This is a genomic window from Streptomyces sp. NPDC001816, assembly GCF_042892235.1.
Lineage (GTDB): Bacteria > Actinomycetota > Actinomycetes > Streptomycetales > Streptomycetaceae > Streptomyces.
This window is the reverse complement of the sequence record NZ_JBIATY010000005.1, coordinates 45,259-68,108: the sequence shown is the minus strand read 5'-3', so window position 1 is coordinate 68,108 and position 22,850 is coordinate 45,259. Positions and strand designations below refer to the sequence as shown.

The 22,850-nt window shown below is 71.8% G+C and carries 21 protein-coding genes and 1 pseudogene; 6 read left to right on the top strand and 16 right to left on the bottom strand.

All coding sequences use genetic code 11. The features are described from left to right. Positions 1 to 17: 17 nt before the first annotated feature. The 3 genes from ACFYZZ_RS19140 to ACFYZZ_RS19130 all read right to left on the bottom strand — a co-directional run bounded on the left by ACFYZZ_RS19140 (position 18) and on the right by ACFYZZ_RS19130 (position 3,798). Entirely contained in the window at positions 18 to 1,070 is a 1,053-nt protein-coding gene (locus ACFYZZ_RS19140; RefSeq protein ID WP_386578605.1) for a family 2 encapsulin nanocompartment cargo protein terpene cyclase, read from the bottom strand. 16 nt (positions 1,071 to 1,086) lie between these two features. Further along, positions 1,087 to 2,529, bottom strand: coding sequence for a family 2B encapsulin nanocompartment shell protein (locus ACFYZZ_RS19135; RefSeq protein ID WP_389177007.1), 1,443 nt, complete (start codon positions 2,527 to 2,529; stop codon positions 1,087 to 1,089). 231 nt (positions 2,530 to 2,760) lie between these two features. Continuing rightward, entirely contained in the window at positions 2,761 to 3,798 is a 1,038-nt protein-coding gene (locus ACFYZZ_RS19130) for a zinc-binding alcohol dehydrogenase family protein (RefSeq protein ID WP_389177005.1), read from the bottom strand. 156 nt (positions 3,799 to 3,954) lie between these two features. On the opposite strand from ACFYZZ_RS19130, the gene ACFYZZ_RS19125 reads away from it, so the two are divergent. Then, positions 3,955 to 4,749 (top strand): VOC family protein, encoded by a 795-nt coding sequence (locus ACFYZZ_RS19125; protein ID WP_389177003.1) that lies wholly within the window; start codon positions 3,955 to 3,957, stop codon positions 4,747 to 4,749. Positions 4,750 to 4,783: 34 nt separating this feature from the next. Continuing rightward, positions 4,784 to 5,476, top strand: a complete 693-nt coding sequence (locus ACFYZZ_RS19120; protein ID WP_389177001.1) for a ribonuclease H — start codon at positions 4,784 to 4,786, stop codon at positions 5,474 to 5,476. Here ACFYZZ_RS19120 and ACFYZZ_RS19115 read toward each other — a convergent pair whose 3' ends face one another. Together ACFYZZ_RS19115 and ACFYZZ_RS19110 are read right to left on the bottom strand one after the other, a co-directional pair. Continuing rightward, on the bottom strand, positions 5,477 to 6,298 hold the full coding sequence (locus ACFYZZ_RS19115; protein WP_389176999.1) for a tyrosinase family protein: 822 nt from the start codon (positions 6,296 to 6,298) through the stop codon (positions 5,477 to 5,479). 34 nt (positions 6,299 to 6,332) lie between these two features. After that, positions 6,333 to 6,707, bottom strand: a complete 375-nt coding sequence (locus ACFYZZ_RS19110; RefSeq protein ID WP_389176998.1) for a tyrosinase cofactor — start codon at positions 6,705 to 6,707, stop codon at positions 6,333 to 6,335. A 431-nt stretch (positions 6,708 to 7,138) separates the two neighbouring features. Between ACFYZZ_RS19110 and ACFYZZ_RS19105 the strand changes: the two genes are divergently transcribed. Together ACFYZZ_RS19105 and ACFYZZ_RS19100 are read left to right on the top strand one after the other, a co-directional pair. Further along, positions 7,139 to 8,632: an MFS transporter gene (locus ACFYZZ_RS19105; RefSeq protein WP_389176997.1), complete on the top strand. Its 1,494-nt coding sequence runs from the start codon at positions 7,139 to 7,141 to the stop codon at positions 8,630 to 8,632. After that, positions 8,629 to 9,234, top strand: coding sequence for a TetR family transcriptional regulator (locus ACFYZZ_RS19100; RefSeq protein WP_389176995.1), 606 nt, complete (start codon positions 8,629 to 8,631; stop codon positions 9,232 to 9,234). The genes ACFYZZ_RS19105 and ACFYZZ_RS19100 overlap by 4 nt, the downstream gene beginning before the upstream one ends. A gap of 1 nt (position 9,235) precedes the next feature. Here ACFYZZ_RS19100 and ACFYZZ_RS19095 read toward each other — a convergent pair whose 3' ends face one another. Beyond that, positions 9,236 to 10,135 (bottom strand): LysR substrate-binding domain-containing protein, encoded by a 900-nt coding sequence (locus ACFYZZ_RS19095; protein WP_389176993.1) that lies wholly within the window; start codon positions 10,133 to 10,135, stop codon positions 9,236 to 9,238. 168 nt (positions 10,136 to 10,303) lie between these two features. Between ACFYZZ_RS19095 and ACFYZZ_RS19090 the strand changes: the two genes are divergently transcribed. Next, on the top strand, positions 10,304 to 11,197 hold the full coding sequence (locus ACFYZZ_RS19090; RefSeq protein WP_389176991.1) for an SDR family oxidoreductase: 894 nt from the start codon (positions 10,304 to 10,306) through the stop codon (positions 11,195 to 11,197). Positions 11,198 to 11,217: 20 nt separating this feature from the next. Here the strand turns inward: ACFYZZ_RS19090 and ACFYZZ_RS19085 are convergent. Beyond that, a pseudogene (locus ACFYZZ_RS19085) lies at positions 11,218 to 12,239 on the bottom strand (cholesterol oxidase substrate-binding domain-containing protein); the annotation flags it as partial. 168 nt (positions 12,240 to 12,407) lie between these two features. Between ACFYZZ_RS19085 and ACFYZZ_RS19080 the strand changes: the two are divergent. Beyond that, positions 12,408 to 13,391 carry an aldo/keto reductase gene (locus ACFYZZ_RS19080; protein WP_389176989.1) on the top strand — a complete coding sequence of 328 codons (984 nt, stop codon included), beginning with the start codon at positions 12,408 to 12,410 and terminating at the stop codon, positions 13,389 to 13,391. Positions 13,392 to 13,406: 15 nt separating this feature from the next. On the opposite strand, the gene ACFYZZ_RS19075 is transcribed toward ACFYZZ_RS19080, so the two are convergent. From ACFYZZ_RS19075 to ACFYZZ_RS19035, 9 genes are all read right to left on the bottom strand, one after another. Continuing rightward, entirely contained in the window at positions 13,407 to 14,060 is a 654-nt protein-coding gene (locus ACFYZZ_RS19075; protein WP_389176987.1) for a DUF2238 domain-containing protein, read from the bottom strand. Positions 14,061 to 14,169: 109 nt separating this feature from the next. Further along, on the bottom strand, positions 14,170 to 15,204 hold the full coding sequence (locus ACFYZZ_RS19070; RefSeq protein ID WP_389176985.1) for a hypothetical protein: 1,035 nt from the start codon (positions 15,202 to 15,204) through the stop codon (positions 14,170 to 14,172). 123 nt (positions 15,205 to 15,327) lie between these two features. Then, complete coding sequence (locus ACFYZZ_RS19065) at positions 15,328 to 16,938, bottom strand: serine/threonine protein kinase (RefSeq protein WP_389176983.1); 1,611 nt, start codon at positions 16,936 to 16,938, stop codon at positions 15,328 to 15,330. A gap of 226 nt (positions 16,939 to 17,164) precedes the next feature. Further along, positions 17,165 to 18,190 (bottom strand): polyprenyl synthetase family protein, encoded by a 1,026-nt coding sequence (locus ACFYZZ_RS19060; RefSeq protein ID WP_389176981.1) that lies wholly within the window; start codon positions 18,188 to 18,190, stop codon positions 17,165 to 17,167. Continuing rightward, positions 18,187 to 18,309 (bottom strand): hypothetical protein, encoded by a 123-nt coding sequence (locus ACFYZZ_RS19055; RefSeq protein ID WP_389176979.1) that lies wholly within the window; start codon positions 18,307 to 18,309, stop codon positions 18,187 to 18,189. The genes ACFYZZ_RS19060 and ACFYZZ_RS19055 overlap by 4 nt, the downstream gene beginning before the upstream one ends. Continuing rightward, positions 18,306 to 19,346 (bottom strand): tetratricopeptide repeat protein, encoded by a 1,041-nt coding sequence (locus tag ACFYZZ_RS19050; protein WP_389176978.1) that lies wholly within the window; start codon positions 19,344 to 19,346, stop codon positions 18,306 to 18,308. Before ACFYZZ_RS19050 ends, ACFYZZ_RS19055 begins: the two co-directional genes overlap by 4 nt. A 153-nt stretch (positions 19,347 to 19,499) precedes the next feature. Then, positions 19,500 to 20,177, bottom strand: a complete 678-nt coding sequence (locus ACFYZZ_RS19045) for an AIM24 family protein (RefSeq protein WP_389176976.1) — start codon at positions 20,175 to 20,177, stop codon at positions 19,500 to 19,502. Between the two features lie 56 nt (positions 20,178 to 20,233). After that, positions 20,234 to 21,508 carry a CAP domain-containing protein gene (locus ACFYZZ_RS19040; protein ID WP_389176975.1) on the bottom strand — a complete coding sequence of 425 codons (1,275 nt, stop codon included), beginning with the start codon at positions 21,506 to 21,508 and terminating at the stop codon, positions 20,234 to 20,236. Between the two features lie 52 nt (positions 21,509 to 21,560). Next, positions 21,561 to 22,760, bottom strand: a complete 1,200-nt coding sequence (locus ACFYZZ_RS19035) for a serine hydrolase domain-containing protein (protein WP_389176973.1) — start codon at positions 22,758 to 22,760, stop codon at positions 21,561 to 21,563. Between the last annotated feature and the right edge of the window lie 90 nt (positions 22,761 to 22,850).

Here is a 22,850-nt window from a genome sequence, read left to right as displayed (position 1 = left end):
TCGGAGAACTGGTGGGATCACCAGTAGTCGGGAAGGTGGTAGCGGCTGGTGTTGGTGGAGTGCCACTCGTGGTTGCCGGCGACCCAGGCGGACAGCCCCTGGGCGTAGCGCTCGACGAGGGGCGAGGTGGCGGACAGGAGGGCGGACTCCTCCTCGAAGGCCTCCATGATCCGGTTGTGGATCTCGACGGACTTCAGATAGGCCGCCTTCAGGCCGCGCCGGTCGTTGGCGGCGACCACCTGGGGCAGATTGAGGTGGTCCGGATCGCTCGCCAGCTCCTTGGTGAAGGAGTACAGGTCGTTGACGATCGTGGTGGCGTTGCATGCGAGGGCGGTGATCCGCTGGATCTCCGGCCGGGCGTAGACCTGCTCGGGCAGTTCGTAGCCGTCCACCGCGTCGACGAGCGACAGACAGGGACGGAAGTTGTTGAACTGCCGCATCACCAGGTACTCCCAGACCCGCGGCACGTACTTGGTCTCCATCCAGGCTGCCTCGCCCAGGTAGCCCATGTGCAGCCGGGCCATGTCGTGCACGAACCGGTCGGTCTGGCTGGGCGTGGCGATGGCCGCGTAGTCCGCGAGGGCGAAGTGGTACGAGCGCAGCGGACCGTCGGCCCGGATGCCCTCGCGCCACTCCTCCTCCAGCTCCGGGATGCCGTGGAAGGGGTCGAGCGCCGACTGGGCGATGATCAGCGGGCCGCCCAGACCGCGCCGCGATCCGCCCCGGCCCTCGTCCTCCTCGCAGTAGCAGGAGTCGACGATGTTCTCGGCGAGCAGCAGCTTGCCAGCGGCGGTGAGGCGGTCAAGGTCGAGAGCGCCCGGATGCTGGAGTACGACGGCCCGGCCGAACTGGAAGTCCGAGAAGTCCCCGGTCCAGGCCGCGGGAAACAGATCCAGGTCGCGGGCCCAGGTCTCGAGCCGGCTGTCGATCTCGGCGGCCTTCTCCGGGTCGGCGGGAACGGCCGGTTGGTAGTGCAGTCCGGGGATGACCCCGGTGCGCCGCGGCCGGCGCATGCTCTGGGCGATGTTGTGCGGCCCGGGGAGTGTGTAGGCGTTGGTGGGTGTGGTCATGGTGTGCTCCAGGCCCTCAGTCGGCAGTCCGACCCAGCTGGACGTTCTCCAGGATCCCCGCGGCATCGGGGACCAGGATGGCCAGCGAGTAGTAGGCGGTGACCAGGTAGTTGATGATCGCGGCGGTGTCGATACCCATGAAGCGGACGTTCAGACCCGGCTGGAACTCCTCCGGGATACCGGTCTGGTAGAGGCCGATGACGCCCTGGTCGGCCTCGCCGGTGCGCAGCGCGATGATGCTGGTGGTGTGGTCGTCGCTGATCGGGATCTTGCTGCACGGATAGATCGGGACCCCGCGCCAGGCCGGGATCTCGTGCCCGTCGATGTTCGCGGAGGCGGGCACCAGACCGCGCCGGTTGCACTGCCGGAAGAAGGCCGCGATCGCCTTCGGATGCGCCAGGAACACCTTGGTCTTGCGGCGCATGGAGAGCAGCTCGTCCATGTCGTCGGGCGTCGGCGGCCCGGTGAAGGAGCTGATCCGCTGGCCGTAGTCGATGTTGTGCAGCAGTCCGAACTCCCGGTTGTTGACCAGTTCCCACTCCTGGCGCTCACGGATCTCCTCGACCGTGAGGCGCAGCTGCTGCTGGGTCTGGTCCATCGGGCTGTTGTAGAGGTCGGCGACCCTGGTGTGCACCCGCAGCACGGTCTGGGTGAGCGACAACTCGTATTCACGCGGGGCGAGTTCGTAGTCCACGAAGCCGCCGGGCAGCGTCTGCTCGCCGACGTGGCCGGCCTGCACCGGGACCTCCGCCTCCCCCTTGCGGTTCATCGGCTTGCGCTGCTGCTCGACGTACGCGTGGAGATGGGCGGCGAGGGACGGCACCCGCTCGGTGAACTCCTGGACTGCGTCCCAGGGCAGCGCCAGCACCACGCCCGCCGTCTCCGCCCGCACCGAGGTGAGCCACAGCGGGTCGGACTGGCCGACCGCCTCGTCGCCCATCTGGTCGCCGTCCCTGACGACCCCGACGATCTCCTCCTCGCCGTACTTGCCGGCCGCGAACCGGGTGAACCGGCCGTGCACCACCAGGTACGCCTCCGTGACCGGCTGCCCGGCCTCGAACAGCACCTGGCCCGGGCGCACCTCCCGGGGCTGGAAGCGGGTGGCCATCTCCCGCAGCACGTCCAGGTCGGGGTAGCCGCGCAGGATCGGGAGCTCGGTCAGCGTCTCGGGAATGACCCGGATGTCGTCGGCGCCGTTCTGCTCGAAGTGCACGCGGCCGCGCCCGGTGCGCAGTTGCAGACGGCGGTTGACCCGGTACGTGCCGCCCTTGACGTCCACCCACGGCAGGGTCTTCAGCAGCCATCGCGAGGTGATGGCCTGCATCTGCGGTTCGGACTTGGTCGTGGTGGCGAGGTTGCGGGCCGCCCGGGTGCTCAGGCTGGTGAGCTGCCCGTCGGTCGGGGGCCCGGGATCGGGTTCGTCGACTGCGGAACCGGTGGCGATGTCCGGAGTGGACACATTCCCTCCTGCGGAGAGGCGAACGGGGGTGATGGGGATCGGTCGGTGGTGCACGGGGTGCCGGTGCGCTCCGACCAGCCAAACAGGACGCGTGATCTTCGGGTACAGCGCGCAGGGGGCGCCTTTGATCAACAAGTGGTGCGAACCCGCCGGTGAGAGCGTTGGGAGGCGGTGTTCGTGATCACACGCCGGAACTCTGCCTCCGCACGCGGTGAATTCTCATGTTTGCGATCAGGAAAGATCGTTCACCAGCACCGCCGCCCCGTCGAAGCGCCCGGCCTTGAGGTCTTTCAGGGCCTGCGGTGCCTGCGACAGGGGATACGTGTGCGTCGTCGCGTGGACTTTGTGCAGCGCGGCCTTCTCCAGGAACTCGCGGCCGTCCGCGCGCGTGTTGGAGGTGACGCTGCGCAGTTCCTTCTCGTAGAAGAGGTCGGTCTCGTAGTGCAGGGGCGGTACGTCGCTCAGGTGGATGCCCGCCACGGACAGGACCCCGCCGCGGTCCAGCGCCCGCAGCGCGAGCGGGACCAGGTCGCCGACCGGGGCGAACAGGATCGCGCTGTCCAGGGGTTCCGGTGGCAGGTCGTACGCGTCGCGAGCCGAGGCGGCGCCCAGTTCGAGGGCCAGCTGCCGGGCGGCCGCGCCGCGCGTGAGGACGTGCACGGTGGCGCCCTCGGCGATGGCCACCTGCGCGCACAGGTGGGCGCTGCCCCCGAAGCCGTACAGCCCGAGCCGGCCGCGCGGCGGCAGCGCGGCGCGTCGCAGCGCGCGGTAGCCGATGATCCCGGCGCACAGCAGCGGCGCCAGTGGCACGTCGTCGAGTGTGCCCGGCAGCCGGTAGGCGAAGTCCGCCGGCACGGTCGTGTACTCGGCGTAACCGCCGTCGGCGTCCCAGCCCGTGTACCGGGATCGCGGGCACAGGTTCTCGGCGCCCCGCAGGCAGTACGCGCACGCGCCGTCGGTGTGCCGCAGCCAGGCCACGCCCACCCGGTCGCCCACGGCGAAGCCCTCGACACCCGCCCCGAACCCGGCGACCACGCCCACCACCTCGTGCCCGGGGGTCACCCCCTGCCGGTGCACCGGCAGATCCCCCTCGGTGACGTGGAGGTCGGTGCGGCACACTCCGCAGACGCGCACGTGGACCAGCAGCTCGTCGTCCCCGGGAACGGGCACCGGCCGCTCTACGAACCGGAGGGGATCCTCCTCCACCGGCCCGGGCCGGGTCACCGACCATGCCCGTGCCGTCCCTGCCGTCGCCATCAACTCCGACATTCCGCGCCCCGTCCCGTCGAAGCCCGCCGTCTCCCTCGCCGCCCTCGTCTCCCTCGTCCAGTGTCAGGCAGTTTCACTCGTTCGGCGCGCGGGCCGACCGAGGGATGGCTAGCGTGAGAATCGGGACCATACGCCTCACCGGAGAGGGCCGTGACCATGGCCGTGCAACCTGAAGGAACGCCCTGTTGGGCCGACGCGATGTTCAGCGACGTCGAGGGCGCCAAGAGCTTCTACGGCGAGGTCCTGGGCTGGACCTTCGGCGAGGCGGCGTCGGAGTACGGCAATTACACACAGGCCTATGCGAACGGCAAGGCGGTGGCCGCCGTCGTACCGCCGATGCCCGGCCAGGAGGGGCAGTCGCAGTGGTGCCTGTACTTCGCGTCGCCGGACGCCACCACCACCGCGGCCAGGATCCGGGACAACGGTGGCGAGGTGCTGATGGAGCCGATGCAGGTCGGCGACTTCGGCACGATGTGCCTCGCTCTTGAGCCCAGCGGTGCCGTGTTCGGCGTATGGCAGGCGGGTGCCCACGAGGGCTTCGAGGCGACGGCGGTGCCCGGCGCCTACACCTGGGCCGAGGTCTTCACCCGCGACCCCGACAAAACGGATACGTTCCTCACGGCTGTCTTCCCGTACGCGGCGAAGCAGCTCGAGGACGACGGGGTCGACTTCCGTGTCTTCAACCTCGGTGACGACACGGTCCTGGGCCGGATGCGGATGACCGACGAGTTCCCGCCCGAGGTTCCGTCGTACATCAACGTGTACTTCGGCGTCGACGATTGCGACGGGGCCGTGGCCCGGGCCACCAAGCTGGGCGGCATTCTGCGCTTCGGGCCCATGGGCAGCCCCTTCGGCCGGTTCGCGGCGCTCAGCGACCCGCAGGGCGCGAACTTCTCCGTGATCGACACCACGACCACCGAGGGCGACAGGCCCAGCTTCCAGGACGTCTGACCAGGCCCGGAGCGGTGGCGGGCGCGGCCATGGCATGATCGAGCGCATGCGTGAACGTGTGGTGGCCGCGTGCGACGGGGCTTCGAAGGGAAACCCCGGACCGGCCGGATGGGCATGGGTGGTCTCCGACGACGAGCGGACCCCCGCCCGCTGGGAGGCGGGCCCGCTCGGCCGGGCCACCAACAACGTCGCCGAACTGACGGCGCTGGAGCGCCTGCTGGCGGCCGTCGACCCGGACGTGCCGCTGGAGATCCGCATGGACTCGCAGTACGCGATGAAGGCGGTCACCACCTGGCTGCCCGGCTGGAAGCGCAACGGCTGGAAGACGGCCGCCGGCAAGCCGGTCGCCAACCAGGAGCTGGTGGTCCGCATCGACGAGCTGCTCGACGGCCGCTCCGTGGAGTTCCGCTACGTCCCCGCCCACCAGGTCGACGGCGACCCGCTCAACGACTTCGCCGACCGCGCCGCCAGCCAGGCCGCCTCGGTCCAGGAGGAGGCCGGCAGCGCCCTCGGCTCCGCGGAGCCGCCGCCGTCGCCCGACACGCCCAAGGCGGCCGCCCCGCGCCGCAAGGCGCCCCGCCGGACCGGCGGCGGAGCGTCCTCGCGCACCATCAAGGCGAAGTTCCCCGGCCGCTGCCTGTGCGGCCGGAGCTACGCGGCCGGCGAGTCCATCGCCAAGAACGCGCAGGGCTGGGGCCACCCGGAGTGCCGTACCGCCGAGGCCTGATCAGCTGTCGAAGGTGTAGAACTTCGTGTGGTCCAGCAGGTCCGACGGACGCACGTCGTTCCACGGCTTCATCGTGTCGTCCAGGTCGACGACGTCGGGCGTTCCGCCGGTCGGCAGGTAACCGGCGTCCGGGTGCCGGCGCTGCCACTCGGCCCACAGCTTGTCGATGTAGGCGTGGTGCAGCCAGAACACCGGGTCGTTGGGGGAGACCCCGGTGGCCATCTGCCCGCCGACCCACACGTGGACCCGGTTGTGCAGATTGGCCCCGCGCCAGCCCTCGAGGTTGTTGCGGAAGCCGTCGGAGGAGCTGTTGTACGGCGCCATGTCGTACGTCGATATGGCCAGCACGGACTCCACCTCCGCGCGCGTCGGCAGCTCGCGCACAGCCGTGCCGAGCGAGCGGCGCAGGAACGTACGGCCGTCCACGCGCACGCTCATCGGCCAGTTGCCGGTGGACCCGGCGAACGGGCCGTCCATCACCCGGCCGTCGCTGCTGCGCCCGGTGCCGCCGAGGAAGTCCGGCGCCCACAGCGAGGCGCGCACCGTGCGGTCGGTGCTCCAGTCCCAGTACGGCAGGGCGACCGAGGAGTCGACCGCCTGCAGGGCCTGCTCGAAGTCGAGCAGGAATCTGCGGTGCCAGGGCAGGAAGGACGGTGAGCGGTGGCCGGTCCGTTCACCGCTGTCGGTGTCGGACATGATGAAGCCGTTGTGCGTGCGAACGAACTCGTCGTAGCGCCCGTTGCGCTTGAGTTCGAGGACGGCGCCCACGAAACGGCGCTTCTCGTCGGCGGTCAGGGTGGCCTGGTTCTTGCGAACGGTCATGTGCGTGGTGCTCCGGATGTCCTTGCGGGGGCGGTCAGTTGGCGGGGAACGGCAGCAGCGGGGCGCCCTGCAGCTCGTCCACAGCGGCACGGGCGGCGGCGCGCGGCGTGGGCACCGGGTCGTAGTGGCTGACGACGCTGATCCAGCTGCCGTCCGCGTTCCGCATCACGTGCAGCTCCACCCCGTCGACGAACACCGAGTAGCCGCCGCCGTGTTCGTGGTGGTGACCGCCCATGCTCGACGGACGGCCCTGTATTCGGCGGCCCTTGTAGACCTCGTCGAAGGAGTCCGGTGCGCCGTGCTGGTGTCCGGCGGCCGAGGCGCCGGGTGCGACGAGCGTGGCGGCCGAGGCCGTGGCGGCCAGGGCGGCCGCCGCGGTGAGCGCGCGGCGCCGGGTGATTTCGGGCATGCGTGTCCTCCTGTGGGGGAGTTCGAGTGGTGACTCCGCATGCCTACCGGGCCGTCCCGGAGGGGAAGAAATCGCCCGGAACCGGTTGGCTGTGATCCGGACAATTGGCCACATGTCGTAGAAGATTGAAGCAAGGTGATCTTGCTGTGAAGATGGGCTCTTCTGCTGCGGAACGGGGAATTCCTTGCCGGGGTGTCCGGTGATCCGGTCATCTTTCTCGTTCGCGATGCGCCCGAGTGGCGCGGGTCACCGCGCCAGACTGACGCGATCCGGCTGGAACCAGGGCGTGGCCCACGTCCGCGACCGGGTGCGAGGAGAACCTGGCCCGGTGGGCGGCCGGAGTGCGGGGTGAAATCTTGGGTGAATGGCCATTCACCGGATAAGGTGAATTCGTATTCACCTGGCAGTCCGAGCTGTTCACAGGAGCGCCCATGGGCCACCCCGCCCCGATATCCCAGCCGTCCGGCACGTCCACCGCGGCGCCCCGGCTGCGGGACCGCCTCACCATCCCGGTGCTCGCGTCGGGCGGCATCCTCATGGCCGTCATGCAGACCGTGGTCGTACCGCTCCTGCCCGACCTGCCACGGCTGACCCACGCCTCGGCGGCCACCGTCTCCTGGATGGTCACCGCGACCCTGCTGTCCGGGGCGGTGCTCACCCCCGTGCTCGGCCGGGCCGGCGACATGTACGGCAAGCGCCGGGTGCTCACCGCCGCGCTCGGGCTGATGACCGTCGGCTCGGTGATGTGCGCCCTGTCCTCCGACATCGGCGTGCTCATCGTGGCCCGTGCCCTCCAGGGCGCCGCCGCCTCCGTCGTCCCGCTCTCGATCAGCATCCTGCGCGACGAACTCCCGCCGGAGCGCCGGGGCTCGGCGGTGGCCCTGATGAGTTCCACGGTCGGCATCGGCGCCGCCCTCGGCCTGCCGCTCGCCGCGCTGGTGATCCAGTACGCCGACTGGCACACCATGTTCTGGCTGACCAGTGCCCTGGGCGCACTCGGTGTGGCGGCCACCTGGTGGGCGGTCAGGGAGTCGCCGGTGCGCGAGCCCGGCCGCTTCGACGTCCTCGGCACGCTGGGCCTGGCCGCCGGCCTTGTGTGCCTGCTGCTGGGCGTCTCCCAGGGCGGCCAGTGGGGCTGGGGCAGCCCCCGGATCCTCGGGCTGTTCCTCGCGGCCGTCGCCGTCCTCGCCCTGTGGTGGTGGCAGCAGCTGCGCACCGAGCGGCCGCTGGTCGACCTGCGCATGGTCACCCGGCCGCGGGTGGGCCTGTCCCATGTGGCGGCCCTGCTGACCGGCTTCGCCTTCTACGCCAACTCGCTCGTGACCGCCCAGCTGGTGCAGGCGCCCAAGGCCACCGGCTACGGCCTCGGGCTGTCCATCGTCTCCACCGGCCTGTGCCTGCTGCCCGGCGGCGTCACCATGCTGCTCTTCTCGCCCCTGTCCGCCCGTATCTCCGCCGCGCGCGGCCCGCGCGTCACCCTCGCCCTCGGCGCCGCCGTCATCGCCTGCGGCTACGCGGTCCGCATCGCCGACAGCCGCGACCTGTGGATGATCATCCTCGGCGCCACGGTGGTGGCGACCGGCACCACCCTCGCCTACTCCGCGCTTCCGACCCTGATCCTGCGGGCCGTCCCGGCCGCCCAGACCGCCTCCGCCAACGGCGTCAACGTCCTCATGCGCACCATCGGCCAGGCCGTCTCCAGCGCCGCCGTCGCCGCCGTCCTCGTCCACCACAGCAGCCCCGTCGGCGGCGTTCCGGTGCCCACACTGCACGGCTATCTGCTGGCGTTCGCGATGGCCGGGGCCATCGCCCTGGTCGCCTGCGCCGCGGCCCTGTCCATCCCGGGCGACGGGCCCTCCGGCGACACCAGGCGCGCCGGGGCAGCCACCCGGGGCGCGCGCGACGAGGCGATGGAGGGAGCATGAGTGCCGTGAGCACTCCATCCGGCCCCCGAGCGCACCTCCCGGAAGCCCCCGCACGTCGCGACGCCGAGGCCACCAAGGCGGTCATCCTCAAGGCCGCCCGCTACCTGCTGGCCCGGCACGCGCACGCCGACATCACCCTGAAGGCCGTCGCCGAACGGGCCGGTGTCAGTCCGCCGTTGATCCTGAAGTACTTCGGCAACAAGGACGCCCTCTTCGCCCGCGTGATGTCCTTCGACACCGACGCGGACGACCTGCTCGACGCGCCGCTTCAGGAGCTGGGCCGCCACATGGTCCGCCATGTGCTGGCCAGCCAGCGCGAGCGCGGCGCCGACCCGCTGGTGCGTATCGCCTTCGCGCCCCTGCAGGGCGACCACGGTGAGATCCTGCGCGCCAACTTCCGCGCCCAGGTGATCGAACGCCTCGCCGCCCGGCTCACCGGCCCCGACGCGGGCCTGCGCGCCGAACTCGCCGTCGCCGGACTCCTCGGGCTCGGGGCGATGTACGGCATCGCGCGCGGCCCGCATCTGCGCGAGACCGACATCGACGTCATCGCCGACCGCTACGGCCCCCTCGTACAGGAACAGCTGACGCCCGGCACCTGAGTCACTCGACGGCCTGGGGGCCGGTCAGCAGCGCCTCCGCGCACCTGCGGAACGCCGTGAGCAGACGGCCGTTGTCGCCCGCGCGGGTCGCCAGCGCGACATGGCTCGGTTCGACGCCGTGCAGCGGGATCGAGGTGAGGCCGGGGCGGATGCGGAGGCTGGGGACACCCGCCGCGATCGCCACCGCCTGCCCGGAGGCGACGAGTTCGAACTTGTCCTCGATGTCGTCGATGTAGGGGCCGTCCGGGGCCGGGCTGCCGTCGGGGCGGGGGTCGATGCGCCAGAACGCGTCCCAGAGCCGGTCCGGCACCCGGGGGAGCGGCTCGTCGGCGATGTCGTCCACGGTGACCGACTCCTTGCCCGCCAGCCGGTGGTCGAGCGGGACGACCAGGATCCGCGGTTCGTCGTAGAGGACGGTCACCCGCAGGCCCTCGGTGACGAACGGCAGCCGGGCCACGAGCGCGTCCACGCGGTGGTCGAGCAGCGCGTCCCGCGCCTCGTTCCAGCGCAGATGCGCGGTCCGCACGTCGGCGTCCGGGAACCTGCGCCGCAGGTCGCGCACGGCCGGGGTGACGAAGACGCCGGTGGTGTAGCCGACGGTGATCCGGCTGGGCTCGGCCGCGGCCCGGGCGACGGCCGTAGCCTGGGCCGCGGCGCGCAACAGCGCCTTGGCGCGCGGCAGGAAGGCCTCTCCGGCCTCGGTGAGCCGGGTGCCCTGCGGGGTGCGGTCGAACAGCCGGGCACCCACCTGCTGCTCCAGACGCCGCACTTGACGGCTCAGGGACGGCTGGGCGATGTGCAGGGCGGTCGCGGCGCGGCCGAAGTGCCGGTGCTCGGCCACGACCGTGAAGTACCGCACCAGCCGGAGGTCGAGGTCCACGGGGGCGGCCGAGTCGGTCATGCCTCAAGCGTACTGCCGCACGAAGTCTGAGTGGACGCTCGTAACCATGCTGAGCTGCGGTGATGCCTGATGTGCATTGCGTGATGCGAAACAGGCTTTGGACCTGGAGCCGGCCCCGGGCCAACGATGAAGTCGTTCCCACCCAGCATCCGAGGAGCTAGATCAACCATGCGTGTTTTCGTCACCGGCGCCACGGGGTTCGTCGGATCCGCCGTCGTTCCCGAACTCGTCGCCGCCGGACACGAGGTCGTCGGCCTCGCCCGCTCGGACGAGGCTGAGGCCTCGCTCAAGTCGGCCGGGGCCGAGGCGTACCGCGGCAGTCTGGACGACCCCGAGAGCCTGGCCCGCGCCGCGGCCGCGGCCGACGGCGTGATCCACCTGGCCTTCATCCACGACTTCACCGACATCTACGCCGCGGGCGCCACCGACCTGCGCGCCATCGAGGCGATGGGCGCCGCTCTGACCGGCTCCGGCAAGCCCTTCCTGGTCACCTCCGGCACGGGGATCGTCCGGGCGGACGGGGGCGGAGCGGTCACCGAGGAGGACGGGCCCGCGCCGGGCGGGCACCGGACCGCGTCGGAGGAGGCCACGCTCGCACTGGCCGAGCGCGGGGTGCGTGCCTGCCTGGTCCGGCTCGCCCCCTCCGTGCACGGCCGGGGCGACCAGGGCTTCGTGCCGCGCCTGATCGGGATCGCCCGGGCGAAGGGCGTGTCGGCCTACGTCGGCGACGGTGCCAACCGCTGGACGGGCGTGCACCGTTCGGACGCGGCCCGGCTGTACCGGCTGGCCCTGGAGTCCGCACCGGCCGGCACCCGGTTGCACGCGACCGACGAGGAAGGGGTGCCCTTCCGGGACATCGCCGCGGTCATCGGCCGGCACCTGGACGTGCCCGTCGTCAGCATGCCCGTCGAAGGGGCTCAGGACCACTTCGGCTGGCTCGGCCGGTTCGCCGGCGCCGACTGCCCGTCGTCGAGCGCGCGGACCCGCGGGCTCCTCGGCTGGGAGCCGCAGGGGCCCGGCCTCCTCGCCGACCTCGACGCGGGCCACTACTTCGAGGCGTAGTCAGCCGCGTCCAGGCGAAGTCAGCGCAGCAGACGGTCGAGGAAGCCGTTCCCGAACACCCGGTGCGGTCCAGACGGTCGAGGATCCCGACCGCCTGCTCCCACACGCCCGCCTCGGACGAGCCGGGCACGGCCGAGCCCAGCACCTCAGGGTCGCTCCATGCGGCGTCCTCGGTGTACGCCCAGCCCTTGGACCACTCCACGCGCGCGAGGGCGTACCCGCCGTCGTACGTGTCCAGCAGGAACCCCCCAGCTCGCGCAGGAATGCCTGCGCGTACGGCGTCCCCGGCAGGGTCAGCACGTCCAGCCACACCGCGGTGTCCCACTCGGGGCGGGCCCCGCTCGGCCGCAGCCCGGACGGCAGCGGGGCGCGGGCGCCCTCGACGCCCGTGTCGGCGGCGTCGTCAAGGCCGGTCACCCGGATCTCCACCGAGCCCTTCACCGGGAACCGGCCCAGCGCCGCGCACGCCTCGAGCCGTTCCCGGTAGCGGCTGGTGAACTCGTGCACCACCCGCTGCACCCCGGCCCGAGTGGTGAGGATCGCGCACCCGTCGGGCCGACCCGCAGGACCACCTCCGTGACGAAGGACCGGCCGAGATGCCGGCCGGCGGGTGCTCACCGTCGGCCGGCACGGCCGTGCCGTGCGCGTCGATCGCCAGGGCGCCGCCGAGGGTGAGGTCGCCGGGCGCGGGTGTGGCGGTGAGGCCGAGGCTCTGCTCCTCCAGGAAGGTGAGCAGGGCTTCGAGGCTCACTCCCGTGCCGGCGCGCACCGCCGACGCACCCTCCAGCGCCATGCCGGTCAGATGGGGTGCGGTGTCGACCAGCAGGACGCGGGTGTCCGCCGTGGTGCCCTCGGTGATCGTCAGCGGCGACCAGTCGTGCGAGCTGCCCCGCGCACGCACCCACCACCCTCTGCGCCAGGCCCAGTTGACGACGGAGAGCACCTGCTCCGGGGTGGTGGGCGCGCAGGCCCACAGCCCGTCCGCGGTGAGATCGCCCACCCAGTTGCGGTACGCCGAGCGGTGGAGCGCCACCTCGGCCGGAAAGCCCGGGAGTTCGGCCGCGGCGGCTCACGGGAACCGAACCACCGTCCCGGTACAGGGAGTTGCTCGCTGAACGATCGATCACGGACTGTGCGGGTGAAACACGCACAGACTCCCGCCGGAGCGACGTGTTCCGCGGGATGCGAGACCTGGTGACACACTGACGCCATGGACGAACGCGTAATCGGCAGGTCGGGTCAGCGGGCATCGGTCGTCGGACTCGGCACATGGCAGCTGGGCGCCGACTGGGGCGAGGTGGACGACAAGGAGGCCCTGTCCGTCCTGGAGGCGGCGGCCGAGTCCGGGGTCACCTTCTTCGACACGGCCGACGTGTACGGCGACGGACGCAGCGAGTCGACCATCGCCGCCTTCCTGGGCGGCCGGCCCGATCTGCACGTGCTCGTGGCCACCAAGATGGGCCGCCGGGTCGAGCAGATCCCCGAGAACTACGTCCTGGACAACTTCCGCGCCTGGAACGACCGCTCCCGCCGCAACCTCGGCGTCGACCGCCTCGACCTGGTGCAGCTGCACTGCCCGCCCACCCCCGTCTACTCCTCCGACGAGGTGTTCGACGCCCTCGACACCCTGGTGGCCGAGGAGCGGATCGCCGCGTACGGCGTGAGCGTGGAGACCTGTGCCGAGGCGCTGACCGCGATCGCCCGGCCGAACGTGGCGAGCGTGCAGATCATCCTCAACGCGTTCCGCATGAAGCCCCTGTACGAGGTGCTCCCGGCGGCACGGGAGGCGGGCGTCGGCATCATCGCGCGCGTGCCGCTCGCCTCCGGACTGCTGTCCGGCAAGTACACCAAGGACACGGTCTTCGCGGCCGACGACCACCGCACCTACAACCGGCACGGCGAGGCCTTCGACCAGGGCGAGACCTTCTCCGGCGTCGACTACGCGACCGGCGTCGAGGCGGCCGCCGAGTTCGCCGCGCTCGCCCCCGAGGGGTACACCCCGGCCCAGCTGGCCCTGCGCTGGATCGCCGAGCAGCCCGGCGTGACCACGGTCATCCCCGGCGCCCGCAACCCGGAGCAGGCCCGGGCCAACGCGGCCGCCGCCAAGCTGCCACCGCTGCCCGAGGAGACGTTCACCGCGATCCGCGACCTGTACGAGCGCCGGATCAAGGACCAGGTGGAGCAGCGCTGGTAGGTGCCGTCCGGGCGGTCAGCCGGCCGTACGGGCTTCCAGTGCGGCCAGCTGACGGTCGTGCACCCTGCTGAGAAGCAGCAGCGACAGCACGGCGCCGATCAGCGCGCAGAACATGTCCCACTGGGTGTCCCACACATCGCCCTGGGTGGCGAGGAAGGCGTCCGCGCTGTGCCCGCCGGTCACGGCGGCCGCCCACTCCAGCAGTTCGAAGCAGGCGCTGAAGGCGAGGCAGGCGCACACGGTGAGCGGCGCCAGCCAGCGGCTGCCGCGCAGCGGCGAGGTGCGGCTGAGCAGTTCGCGGACGAGGACGGCCGGGACGAAGCCCTGCATCAGGTGCCCGAACCGGTCGTACGGGTTGCGGGACAGACCGAAGGTGTCCCGCACCCAGTCGCCCGCGGGCACCTGCGCGTAGGTGTAGTGGCCGCCGACCGCGAGGACCAGCGCGTGCACGGCCAGCAGCCCGCACAGCAGCCCGGTCAGCGGGAAGCGCCGCCAGACCAGCACCACCAGGGGCAGCCCGACCAGCGCCCAGACCGTCTCCAGGAACCAGGTCGTGCGGTCGTGCACGTCCCACGCCGACACGGCGAGGCCCACGGCCACCACGCCCGCGAACAGGGCGGGCGGCACGCGGCGCGGTGCGGGCAGCGGGGCGGGGTGCACTGAGGTCATGGCGGGGCTCCTTGCAGGAGGAGAGGAAGGAACCCCCATCGTGACGGCGGCCGACGGGCCCGGGCATGAGTACCGCTACTCAGCCCGGGCTGAGGATGTCCGCCGCGCCCTACGACTGGCTTCCGACGGCCCCGCGCAGCACGGTCAGGCAGGTGCCGATGGCCTGCTGAAGCTCCTCCAGGCGCTGGACCATGTCGTCCTCGTAGAAGTCCTGGGCGTCGTCGAAGGTCAGCTCCTCGAACGCCCGGGTCGCCTTCTGCAGGCTGCTGTAGAACTTCGTCCGCCGCTCCTGGACCCGCAGTTCGGGGTCGGCCTCGACCGTCTCGGCGACGAGGGACTTCAGGGTGTCGTAGGCCTCGGTGGCCCACTCGCCGGTGTCCTCGCCGTCGTCCAGCTCGTCGATCAGCGACAGGTGGCGCTCGGCCTCCTCGCGCAGCTCGACGGGCGCGTCCACGGTCTGTCCGGCCGGCGTCCTGATCTGTCCGGACTCGGCGATCTGCCGGACGTAGCCGATCCGGTCGGCCGAGCGGCTCTCGCTCGCCACGGCCTTCTTCAGGTCGTCGGTGCGTACGACGTCCCGGGCCAGCTCGGCCTGCAGGTCCGGGTCCTCCTTGAGCCGGTCCAGCAGGGCGGAGCGGGCGGCCCGGGCGGTGGAGGGGTCGGCGAGGATCGCGGCGCGCAGCGCGGTGGGGTTCTCGGCGACCTCCAGGGCTTTGGTGGGACGGATGCCCTCGGCCTCGGCGGCCTGGGCGATGGCGGTGCCGCGCTCGGAGGTGGCGCTGTTGCGGGAGACGTAGTAGCTCAGCCACACGTCGGCGTCCGGCAGCTCGACGTCCTGGCCCGGCCGGAGCGCCTCGAAGTGCGGGACGAGCCCGTCGTCGGCCGCACGGTCCCAGGCCTTGTAGTAGCGCATGACCCGCTCGGGCGAGCAGCCGGCCAGCTCAGCGAACTCCTTCGCCGATACCTTGGGTGTCTCTCCGGCGGCCTGTCCGCCCGGCCGCACGCTGCGCGCCACCATCAGCGCGAAGGCCCAGCCGCCGGTGCGCGCGTAGACGCCGAACTCGCGTGCGTCCCGCGCCACGAGGTCGGACAGGGGCGCCACGGCCGGCACGGACGTCTCGGACGGGTCGATCGCAAGGGTCACGGATGACTCTCCTGGAGGCATGTCTGGGCGGGACCGCACTCGGTGCGCGAGTGCGACTGGACAGCCTATATCCACCCATTGGCAACGCTTTGACGGCCCTACCTGTCCGCCGCCGGGTGCCGGTCAGCCCTTGGTCTCGCGGAAGGTCTGCAGGAAGGTCCTGAGAGCGAGCTGGCTACCGGCATCGTCCCAGGCCTTGTCCGCAGTGGTGAAACGCAGGGAGAAGCTGCGCCCGCCGCCGAGCAGGAATCCGCGCCCGAAGGTGTGCACCCGTGCGTCGCCGGATCCGGACAGCCACTCCAGGTCGGCTGCCTGGTAACTCCGGTAGGCCGTGGCCCGGATGCTGCCGACCCGGTGGTAGCCGGGGAGCCGCTCCAGCACCGGTTCGACCTCGTCCCGCCATACGGCGACCGGGTCCGGGCCGGCCTGCTCGCTGTAGGTGACGGCGAGGGTCGGGGAGTCGGCGTCGGTGCCGAAGGTGATGCGGTAGGCGTGGTCGGCCCCGCGTGAGGTGGTCAGCCGCTTCCAGTCGTCCGGCAGGGCCACGGAGAAGCCCTCCGGGGCGGTGTAGCGGTGGAAGCCGGCAGGCAGGGCCGGGGACGGGGAACTGCTGGGGCTCGGTCTGATGCTCGTGCTCGTGCTGCTCGTAGTGGGGCTGGCACTCGGGCTGGGGGTGTTGTTCTCGGTGCGGTCGGCCGGTGGGGCGGCCGTGGCGGTGGGCCGTGGCGGCTCGGCAGCGGTGGAGGTGCCGGGCAGTTGGTGGGTCGCTGCCAGGACGGCCGCCGTGACGGTGACGACGGCCAGCGCGGTCCCGGCCACCATCATCCCTCTGCCGCGTACCGGGCCCACGTGCCGGACGGCCGCGTAGGCGCTGCGCAGCCGGGGCGCGGGCGCGGGGTCGCGGTCCGCGTCGGCGTCCTCGTCGAGGGCCCGGATCAGCGCCTCGCGGACCACCGGCCGGGTCAGCCGCTCCCGGGAGTTCTTGCGCAGCAGCCCCTGGACGGACTGGGTGAGCGGGCCGGTGCGCAGCGGGGTGCGCAGGGGCAGCCGGTCCACGGCCTTCAGCGTGGCGTCCGGGCGGCCCCGGTCACGGAACGGCGGGCGCCCCTCGACCGCCGTGTAGAGGATCGCGCCCAGCGCCCACAGGTCGGCCGCCGGTCCGATGCGCTCGTCGCGTGCCTGTTCCGGCGAGGCGTACGACGGTGCCGTGAGCCTCGGGGCCAGCGTTGCGCCCGCCAGCCCGAACCCGGCGACCACGACCGGGCCCGCGTCCCGGACGAAGACCTGGCCGGGGCTCAGCTCGCCGTGGGTGATGCCCTCGTCGTGCGCGGCCTGGAGCACGTCGAGAATTTCGAGGCCGATGCGCGCCGCCCGCACCGGGTTGAACGGGCCTTCGCGGTCGAGGAGTTCGCTGAGGGGGGTGCCGTCGATCCAGTCCGTGACCGTCCACAGGGTGCCCGCCTCCACGACGGCGTCGACGACCGTGGCGACCTGGCCGGGACACAGGAGCCGCATGGTCTCGGAGGTCCGGACGACCCGGGCCGTCGCGCGGCGCAGGGTGTCCGCGTCGCAGGTCTCCGGGAGGCCGGTCTGTGCCACCAGGCGGGGCTGGTTTGCCACCACGTCCTCCGCGTACCACCACAGCCGGTTCGTCTCCCGGGCGAAGACCTCGAGGAGCCGGTACCGGCCGGCGACCAACTCGTGTGCGGAGACGTGCGCCTTGACCATGGTCATCCCTCGCTGAAACCCCTGACTCGTCCTTTCTCACAGGTACGCGGGGTGTGCGGGGGAGCGTTCAAAGAATCCGAAACTCCGGCCCCGTTCCTGCCTTTTATTCAACTTGCCGAAAGCGCTTGCGAGTTTGGGATAACGGCACATGACCGGGCATCGACCTGCGGGTAACCGATGGTAAATGCCCGGGTGCGCCGCCGTGTTCGGAATGTCTGGAATCAGTGCGGTTTCAGAGGTCGCGGGCCACCAGGAAGTCCAGCAGCCGGAGCATCTCCTCGGCGGCGGGCGGCGGGACTTCCGTGAGCAGGGAGCGCGCGGCGGCGGTGTGCCTGCGCGCCTCGGTCAGTGCCGCCGTGCGGCCGCCCGCCCGCTCGATCAGCGCGGCGGCCTCCTCGGTCCGGCCCGGGTGGTCCAGCAGGGCGGGCAGGTGGCGGGCGGCGGGGGAGTCGAGCGCGGCCAGGACCGGGAAGGTCTTCTTGCGCTCGCGCAGATCGCCGCCGGCCGGCTTGCCGGTGACGGCCGGGTCGCCCCAGAGGCCCAGCACGTCGTCCACCAGCTGGAAGGCGACGCCCAGATGCCGCCCGGCGCGGTCCAGCGCGGTGACGACCGGCTCGGGCGCCCCGCCCAGTGTGGCCCCGAGCGCAGCGGCGCAGCCCAGCAGCGCGCCCGTCTTGTGCTCCGCCATCGCCCGGTACTCCTCGGGCGTGACCCGCTCCGGCCCGCCGAAGGGCCGTGCGGCGAACAGCAGGTCGTCGGCCTGGCCGCGCACCAGATCGGCGAGGGCCGTGGACAGGAGCCGTACGGCACCAGGACCGCCCGGCTCGGCGGCCAGGGTCTCCACGGCGAGCGCGAACAGGGCGTCACCGGCGAGGACCGCGGGACCCGTGCCGTACGCCTTCCACACCGCGGGGCGCCGGCGCCGGGTGGCGTCGCCGTCCATGATGTCGTCGTGGAGCAGGGAGAAGGCGTGCACCAGTTCCACCGCGACCGCCGCCGGGACCCCGGCGCGCCCGTCGGCGCCGGCCGCCCGGGCGCCGAGCACCGCCAGCGCTTGCCGTACGCCCTTGCCGCCCGGCGCGGCGGCGGGAGCGCCGCCGACCTCGCACCAGCCGAAGGAGTACGCGGCCATCTCGGCCACCCAGGGGTGCAGCCGTCCCACCGCCTCCGTCAGCGCGGGGCGCACCAACTCCCGGCAGTGGTCGAGGATTTCCGGAGCCGAGGCAGGCGCCTGCAGCGCCGAGGGGAGCGCGGTCACCGTACGACCCCCACGTCCAGGCCGAACTCCGTCAGCGCAGGGCGTGTCAACTTCCGGCAGTGGTCGAGGGTTTCCGGAGCCGGGGTCGGCGCCTGCACCGTCGAGGGGAGCGCGGTCATCGTACGGCCTCCGCGTCCAGGCCGAACTCCGCCTGCGCCCGGGCCACCATCTCCCGTGCGTGCCTGAGTCCGCTGCGCTCCAGCACCCGGGCCAGGTCGGCGAGTTCGGCCGCCGTCTCGGCGCGGTCGTGGCCCAGGTGGGCCTGCGACTTGGCCAGGCCCAGCCGGGCCAGCGCCTCGCCGCGCGGCTCGCTCATCGCCCGGAACTCCTCCAGGGCCAGCTCGTACAGGTCCCGCGCCTCGGCGTACCGCCCCGCGCGGTAGAAGACGTTGCCGCGCATCTTGTGGTTGTAGGCGAGCGCGCTGGACAGGTTCATCGCCCGGCAGGTGACCTCGGCCCGCGCCAGCAGCTCCAGCGCCCGCTCGGTGTCCTTGTCGCGGACCGAGAGGACGTCGGCGAGTCCGCGCAGCGCCCAGGCGTGGCCGCGCCGGTCCTCGGCCCGCTCGGCTATCTCCGCCGCCTCCTCGAAGAGCGTGTACGCCTTGTCGTACCCCCCGGTGTTGCGGTGCATCTGCGCGATGCCCTCCAGCGCCCACACCGTGTGCCGGGCCTCCCCGCGCCTGCGGGCCTCGGCCAGCAGCTGCTCGTGCAGCCGGCCGACCGCCTCGTAGTCGCCCTGGATGCGGCCGGTCTCCGCGAGGCCCGCCAGCGAGTAGCCGCGGACAACGATGTCGCCGCCCTGCTCGCCGAGTTCGGCCGCGAGCCCGAGCAGCCGCCAGGCCAGCGGGAACGCGCCGCGCTGCCGGGCGAGAGTGCCGCCGCTCCACAGCGCCCACGCCATCGCGGCCGTGTCCCCGGCCTCCCGGGCGGACCGGTAACTCGCCTTCCAGGCCCGGTCGGCGTCTCGCACCTGGCCGAGCCGCCGGTGCGCCTCGGCGACGGCGAGCCCGCAGCGGGCGGCCTCGTCGGGGCGGCCCGACCGCTCGGCGTCGCGCAGCCGCTCGGTGCCCTCGCTCAGTACGTCGACCAGCGAGGAGTTCACGGACAGGGTGGTCAGGGTGCCCTGGTACTCCGGGGCGAAAGCCTTGCCGTACATGTATGCCTTTCTATACACGGTGTGTATACATGATGTGTATAGCGTGCCGAAAACATGCCCTGACCCCGGGGGTCAGGGCTTGGTCTGTTGTCGGTCAAGACGCCGGTACGGCAACGGGGGTTGCCCGTGAGGCGTAGATCACGTCACGGGGCGTCAGTGCTGCTGCACCTTCTGCGGGGTTTCCTCGCTCGGTCGTACGACGACGTATCCCTCGCCCTGGAGCATCAGCTGGATGGCCTCCCCGGAGCCGCCGCGCAGCATCGAGCCGAACGACTGGGAGCGGTGCAGGGACGTCTGCAGATGCGCGGTCCAGCCGACCACCGCGTCCGTGTCGACGTACACCGGGTACTGGGCCGAGACCGGTATGACCAGCGGGTTGCCCTCGCACACGAGACCGAGCCGGCCCTGTCCGCTGAACACGCTGTTGAACAGGCCGCCGCCGGTGATGCCCGAGCCCTTCACGGTCTTGATCTCGTACGACAACGACGGGTCGAAACACAGGACGTTGCGGCCGTTGACGGTGAACTGGTCGCCCTGCTCCACCTCGACGATGAAACAGTTCTGGGCCTCGTGCGCGAACCACACCTCGCCCTGCCCGCGCACCGCCATCAGCGGCAGCCCCTCACCGGTGACCGCGCGCTTGAGCATGCCGCCCACGCCCTGGCCCTTGCGCTCGAACTGGAGACCGCCGCGGTGGGCGATCATCGCGCCCTGGCGGGCGAACATCTCACCGTCGACCGCGTACTTGATGCACTTGGCGTTCTCGACGGTCATGCCCGGCTCCACGGCCGGACGCACCATGTGCTGACTGGAAAACAGATCACCCTTCATGCGGGGCATGGTGACCCGGAAGGTGTCGCTCCGCCAAGATCACGGCACGTGCCCGGTCAGCCACCGAACAACTGGGCCCAGTAGGTGCCCGCCCGGCCGCCGCCGGTGAAGCCGACACCGATGTGCGTGAAGTCCGGTTTGAGGATGTTCGCGCGGTGGCCCGGGCTGTTCATCCAGCCGTCCACCACCTCGGCGGGGGAGCGCTGACCGCAGGCGATGTTCTCGCCGATGGTGCGCCGGCGGGAGCCCGCCCTGGCGGCCCGGTCCCAGGGCCGGCTTCCGTCGGGGCAGGTGTGCGCGTAGAAGTCGCGGGCCACCATGTCCGCGCAGTGCGCCTGCGCGGCCCGCGCGAGCGGCGGATCCGCCGCCAGCGGAGCCAGCCCGGCCCTCGCCCGCTCGGCGTTGGTGAGCGCGACGACCTCGGCGACCGTCCGGGCCAACTCGCCCGGCGTCAGGGGCCTGGCCCACAGTGCGGTCCAGTACCGGTCGCCCGCGTCGGAGTGGGCCAGGCCGAGATGGGTGAAGCCCGGGTCGAGCAGGGTGTGCCGGGCCTGGCCGGTGTCCAGGCAGTAGGCGACGAACTCGGCCGGGGTGCGGGGCCCGGACACGAGGTGCTCGCCGACGGTGACGTACGCGTATCCGGTGGCCGTGATCCGCTGGTGAACCGAGACGCCGTCCAGGCCCTCGGCGGTGAGCCGACCCGCGGCGGCCATCGCGTCGGCGTGCGCCCGCGCGGCGGAGCCGAGGCATGCGTCGAGCGCCACCGGAGGGGAGCCGGCCCGGGCCCGGGCGGAGTTGACCAGCCCGAGGAAGCCGTCGGCATCCGGACCGGGCCCCGCCTGCGGACCGTCGTCCACGACGTCCACCCCGAAGTCCCGGGCGAGCCCTGCCAGCCCGTCGGCATACCCCTGCCCGATCGCCCGCAGTTTCCACCCCGGACCCCGCTGATACAGCTCGGCGAGCAGCAGCACGGTCTCCGGCCCGAGCCGCGGCGGGACAAAGCGGATCAAAGTGCGTCCGGAACCGTCGGTGACTTCCAGCCGGGGCGCGGGCAACCGCCCGAGAGGTATGCCTGGCTCGGCCGCGCTGACGGCGACGGTGACCCGGGTGGCCCCGGCCCGCAGCCGTGCCGGATCGACGTGGAGCGCGTCACCACGCAGCCGCACCCCAGGCGCACCCGGCTGGTTGTAGAACACGAAGTCCCCGTCCCCACCGACCTTCCCGCCCCCGTCCGTGACGAGGGCGGACACATCGAAGGGCCCGGCAACCCGCAACACCAGCGCACCGCCGGGCAGAGCCAGATTCCCTCCGGGGACCAACTCGCTCGTCACATCACAAGGAACGCATGGCGGGCACGGGCAGGTTCCAGCGACGACGAAACCCCTATTCCTTCAGATCCCTCTCCATCACCGCGGAGCCGCTCGGCGTCTTCGCCGGCTTGCCGCAGAACGCCGACTCCAGCACCCCCGCCATCGTGTTCAGCACCTTCGAGTTGTTGGACGTGTTGGCCACGGCGGCAACACTCCGCTTCCCGTCCTTGGAGGCGAACGCGTACGTGTAGTACCCCTGCACCGCACCCGTGTGCCCGTACACCGACACCCCGCACGTCAGATCCCGCCGCCGCAGCCCGAGCCCGTATGCCGTGGTGCTGTTGACCTGGGTGAACCGCTCCATCTCGGCGAGCCGCGCGGCGGACATCAGCTTCCCTCGCAGCAGCGCCGAATAGAACGTGTTCAGGTCGTGCGCGCTGGAGATCATCGCGCCCGCGCTCTGTGCCCACGACACCGTCTGCGCGGTCGCGTCGACGAGCTGGGCGCCGGCCGTGTCCGGGGTGAGGTACCCGCGCGTGTACCGGCCCGGGATCTTCGTGTCGGGGTGGACGTAGAAGGTGTCGGTCAGATTCAGCGGCTTGAGGATGCGGTTCTGGTACTCGGTCTTCACGGAGTGCCCGGTGAGCTTCTCGATGAGCATGCCCGCCACCACGAAGTTCGTGTTGGAGTACGAGTACGCGGCGCCGGGCGCGTTGGTGCGGGGTTTCTTGAGGGAGAGCGTGACCAGCTGCTGGTAGGTGTAGACCTTGTTCCGTACCGCCTCGAAGCCGGACACGCTCTTGGCGAACATGTCGTTGCTGTAGTCGTACAGGCCGCTGCGGTGGCTCAGGATGTGCCGGACCGTGATGTGGTCGTCCGGCAGCAGCTTGGGCAGGTAGCGATTGACGGGGGCGTCCAGGTCCAGCTTGCGCTCGTCGGCCAGCTGCAGCAGGACCACGGCCGAGAAGGACTTGGTGACGCTGCCGATGCGGAAGCGGTCGTCGGTGCTGATGACCCGCTGTGTGCCGCGGTCGGCGACGCCCCGACTCAGCCGGTAGGTGCTGCCGTTGTCGTCGATCCGCGCCAGCACACCGGGGGCGCCCTGTGCCACCGCCGAGCGCAGCACCGCGTCCAGGCCCGTGGTGTCGGGCGCCGGAAGCGCCGCCGGCGTGGGTGCGTCCGCCTGCGCGGTCGCGGCCCGCGCCGGGACCGCGACGAGCGACAGCACGACCGCTCCGAGTACCGCACCGCTGCTCACCCTTGCTGAGACCATCCGGCTCTCACTCCATCCATGCGGTTTCTGATGCGACATCGGTCACATTCCGGCCTGGGAACCTAGGGGATGTGGGCAACGTCTCCACAT

Coding starts and splice junctions, on each gene's coding strand:
- ACFYZZ_RS19140 (WP_386578605.1), bottom strand. CDS start 1,070: ATGACCACACCCACCAACGCCTACACACTCCCCGGGCCGCACAACATC.
- ACFYZZ_RS19130 (WP_389177005.1), bottom strand. CDS start 3,798: ATGTCGGAGTTGATGGCGACGGCAGGGACGGCACGGGCATGGTCGGTG.
- ACFYZZ_RS19125 (WP_389177003.1), top strand. CDS start 3,955: ATGGCCGTGCAACCTGAAGGAACGCCCTGTTGGGCCGACGCGATGTTC.
- ACFYZZ_RS19120 (WP_389177001.1), top strand. CDS start 4,784: ATGATCGAGCGCATGCGTGAACGTGTGGTGGCCGCGTGCGACGGGGCT.
- ACFYZZ_RS19115 (WP_389176999.1), bottom strand. CDS start 6,298: ATGACCGTTCGCAAGAACCAGGCCACCCTGACCGCCGACGAGAAGCGC.
- ACFYZZ_RS19110 (WP_389176998.1), bottom strand. CDS start 6,707: ATGCCCGAAATCACCCGGCGCCGCGCGCTCACCGCGGCGGCCGCCCTG.
- ACFYZZ_RS19105 (WP_389176997.1), top strand. CDS start 7,139: ATGGGCCACCCCGCCCCGATATCCCAGCCGTCCGGCACGTCCACCGCG.
- ACFYZZ_RS19100 (WP_389176995.1), top strand. CDS start 8,629: ATGAGTGCCGTGAGCACTCCATCCGGCCCCCGAGCGCACCTCCCGGAA.
- ACFYZZ_RS19095 (WP_389176993.1), bottom strand. CDS start 10,135: ATGACCGACTCGGCCGCCCCCGTGGACCTCGACCTCCGGCTGGTGCGG.
- ACFYZZ_RS19090 (WP_389176991.1), top strand. CDS start 10,304: ATGCGTGTTTTCGTCACCGGCGCCACGGGGTTCGTCGGATCCGCCGTC.
- ACFYZZ_RS19080 (WP_389176989.1), top strand. CDS start 12,408: ATGGACGAACGCGTAATCGGCAGGTCGGGTCAGCGGGCATCGGTCGTC.
- ACFYZZ_RS19075 (WP_389176987.1), bottom strand. CDS start 14,060: ATGACCTCAGTGCACCCCGCCCCGCTGCCCGCACCGCGCCGCGTGCCG.
- ACFYZZ_RS19065 (WP_389176983.1), bottom strand. CDS start 16,938: ATGACCATGGTCAAGGCGCACGTCTCCGCACACGAGTTGGTCGCCGGC.
- ACFYZZ_RS19055 (WP_389176979.1), bottom strand. CDS start 18,309: ATGACCGCGCTCCCCTCGACGGTGCAGGCGCCGACCCCGGCTCCGGAA.
- ACFYZZ_RS19050 (WP_389176978.1), bottom strand. CDS start 19,346: ATGTACGGCAAGGCTTTCGCCCCGGAGTACCAGGGCACCCTGACCACC.
- ACFYZZ_RS19045 (WP_389176976.1), bottom strand. CDS start 20,177: ATGAAGGGTGATCTGTTTTCCAGTCAGCACATGGTGCGTCCGGCCGTG.
- ACFYZZ_RS19035 (WP_389176973.1), bottom strand. CDS start 22,760: ATGGTCTCAGCAAGGGTGAGCAGCGGTGCGGTACTCGGAGCGGTCGTG.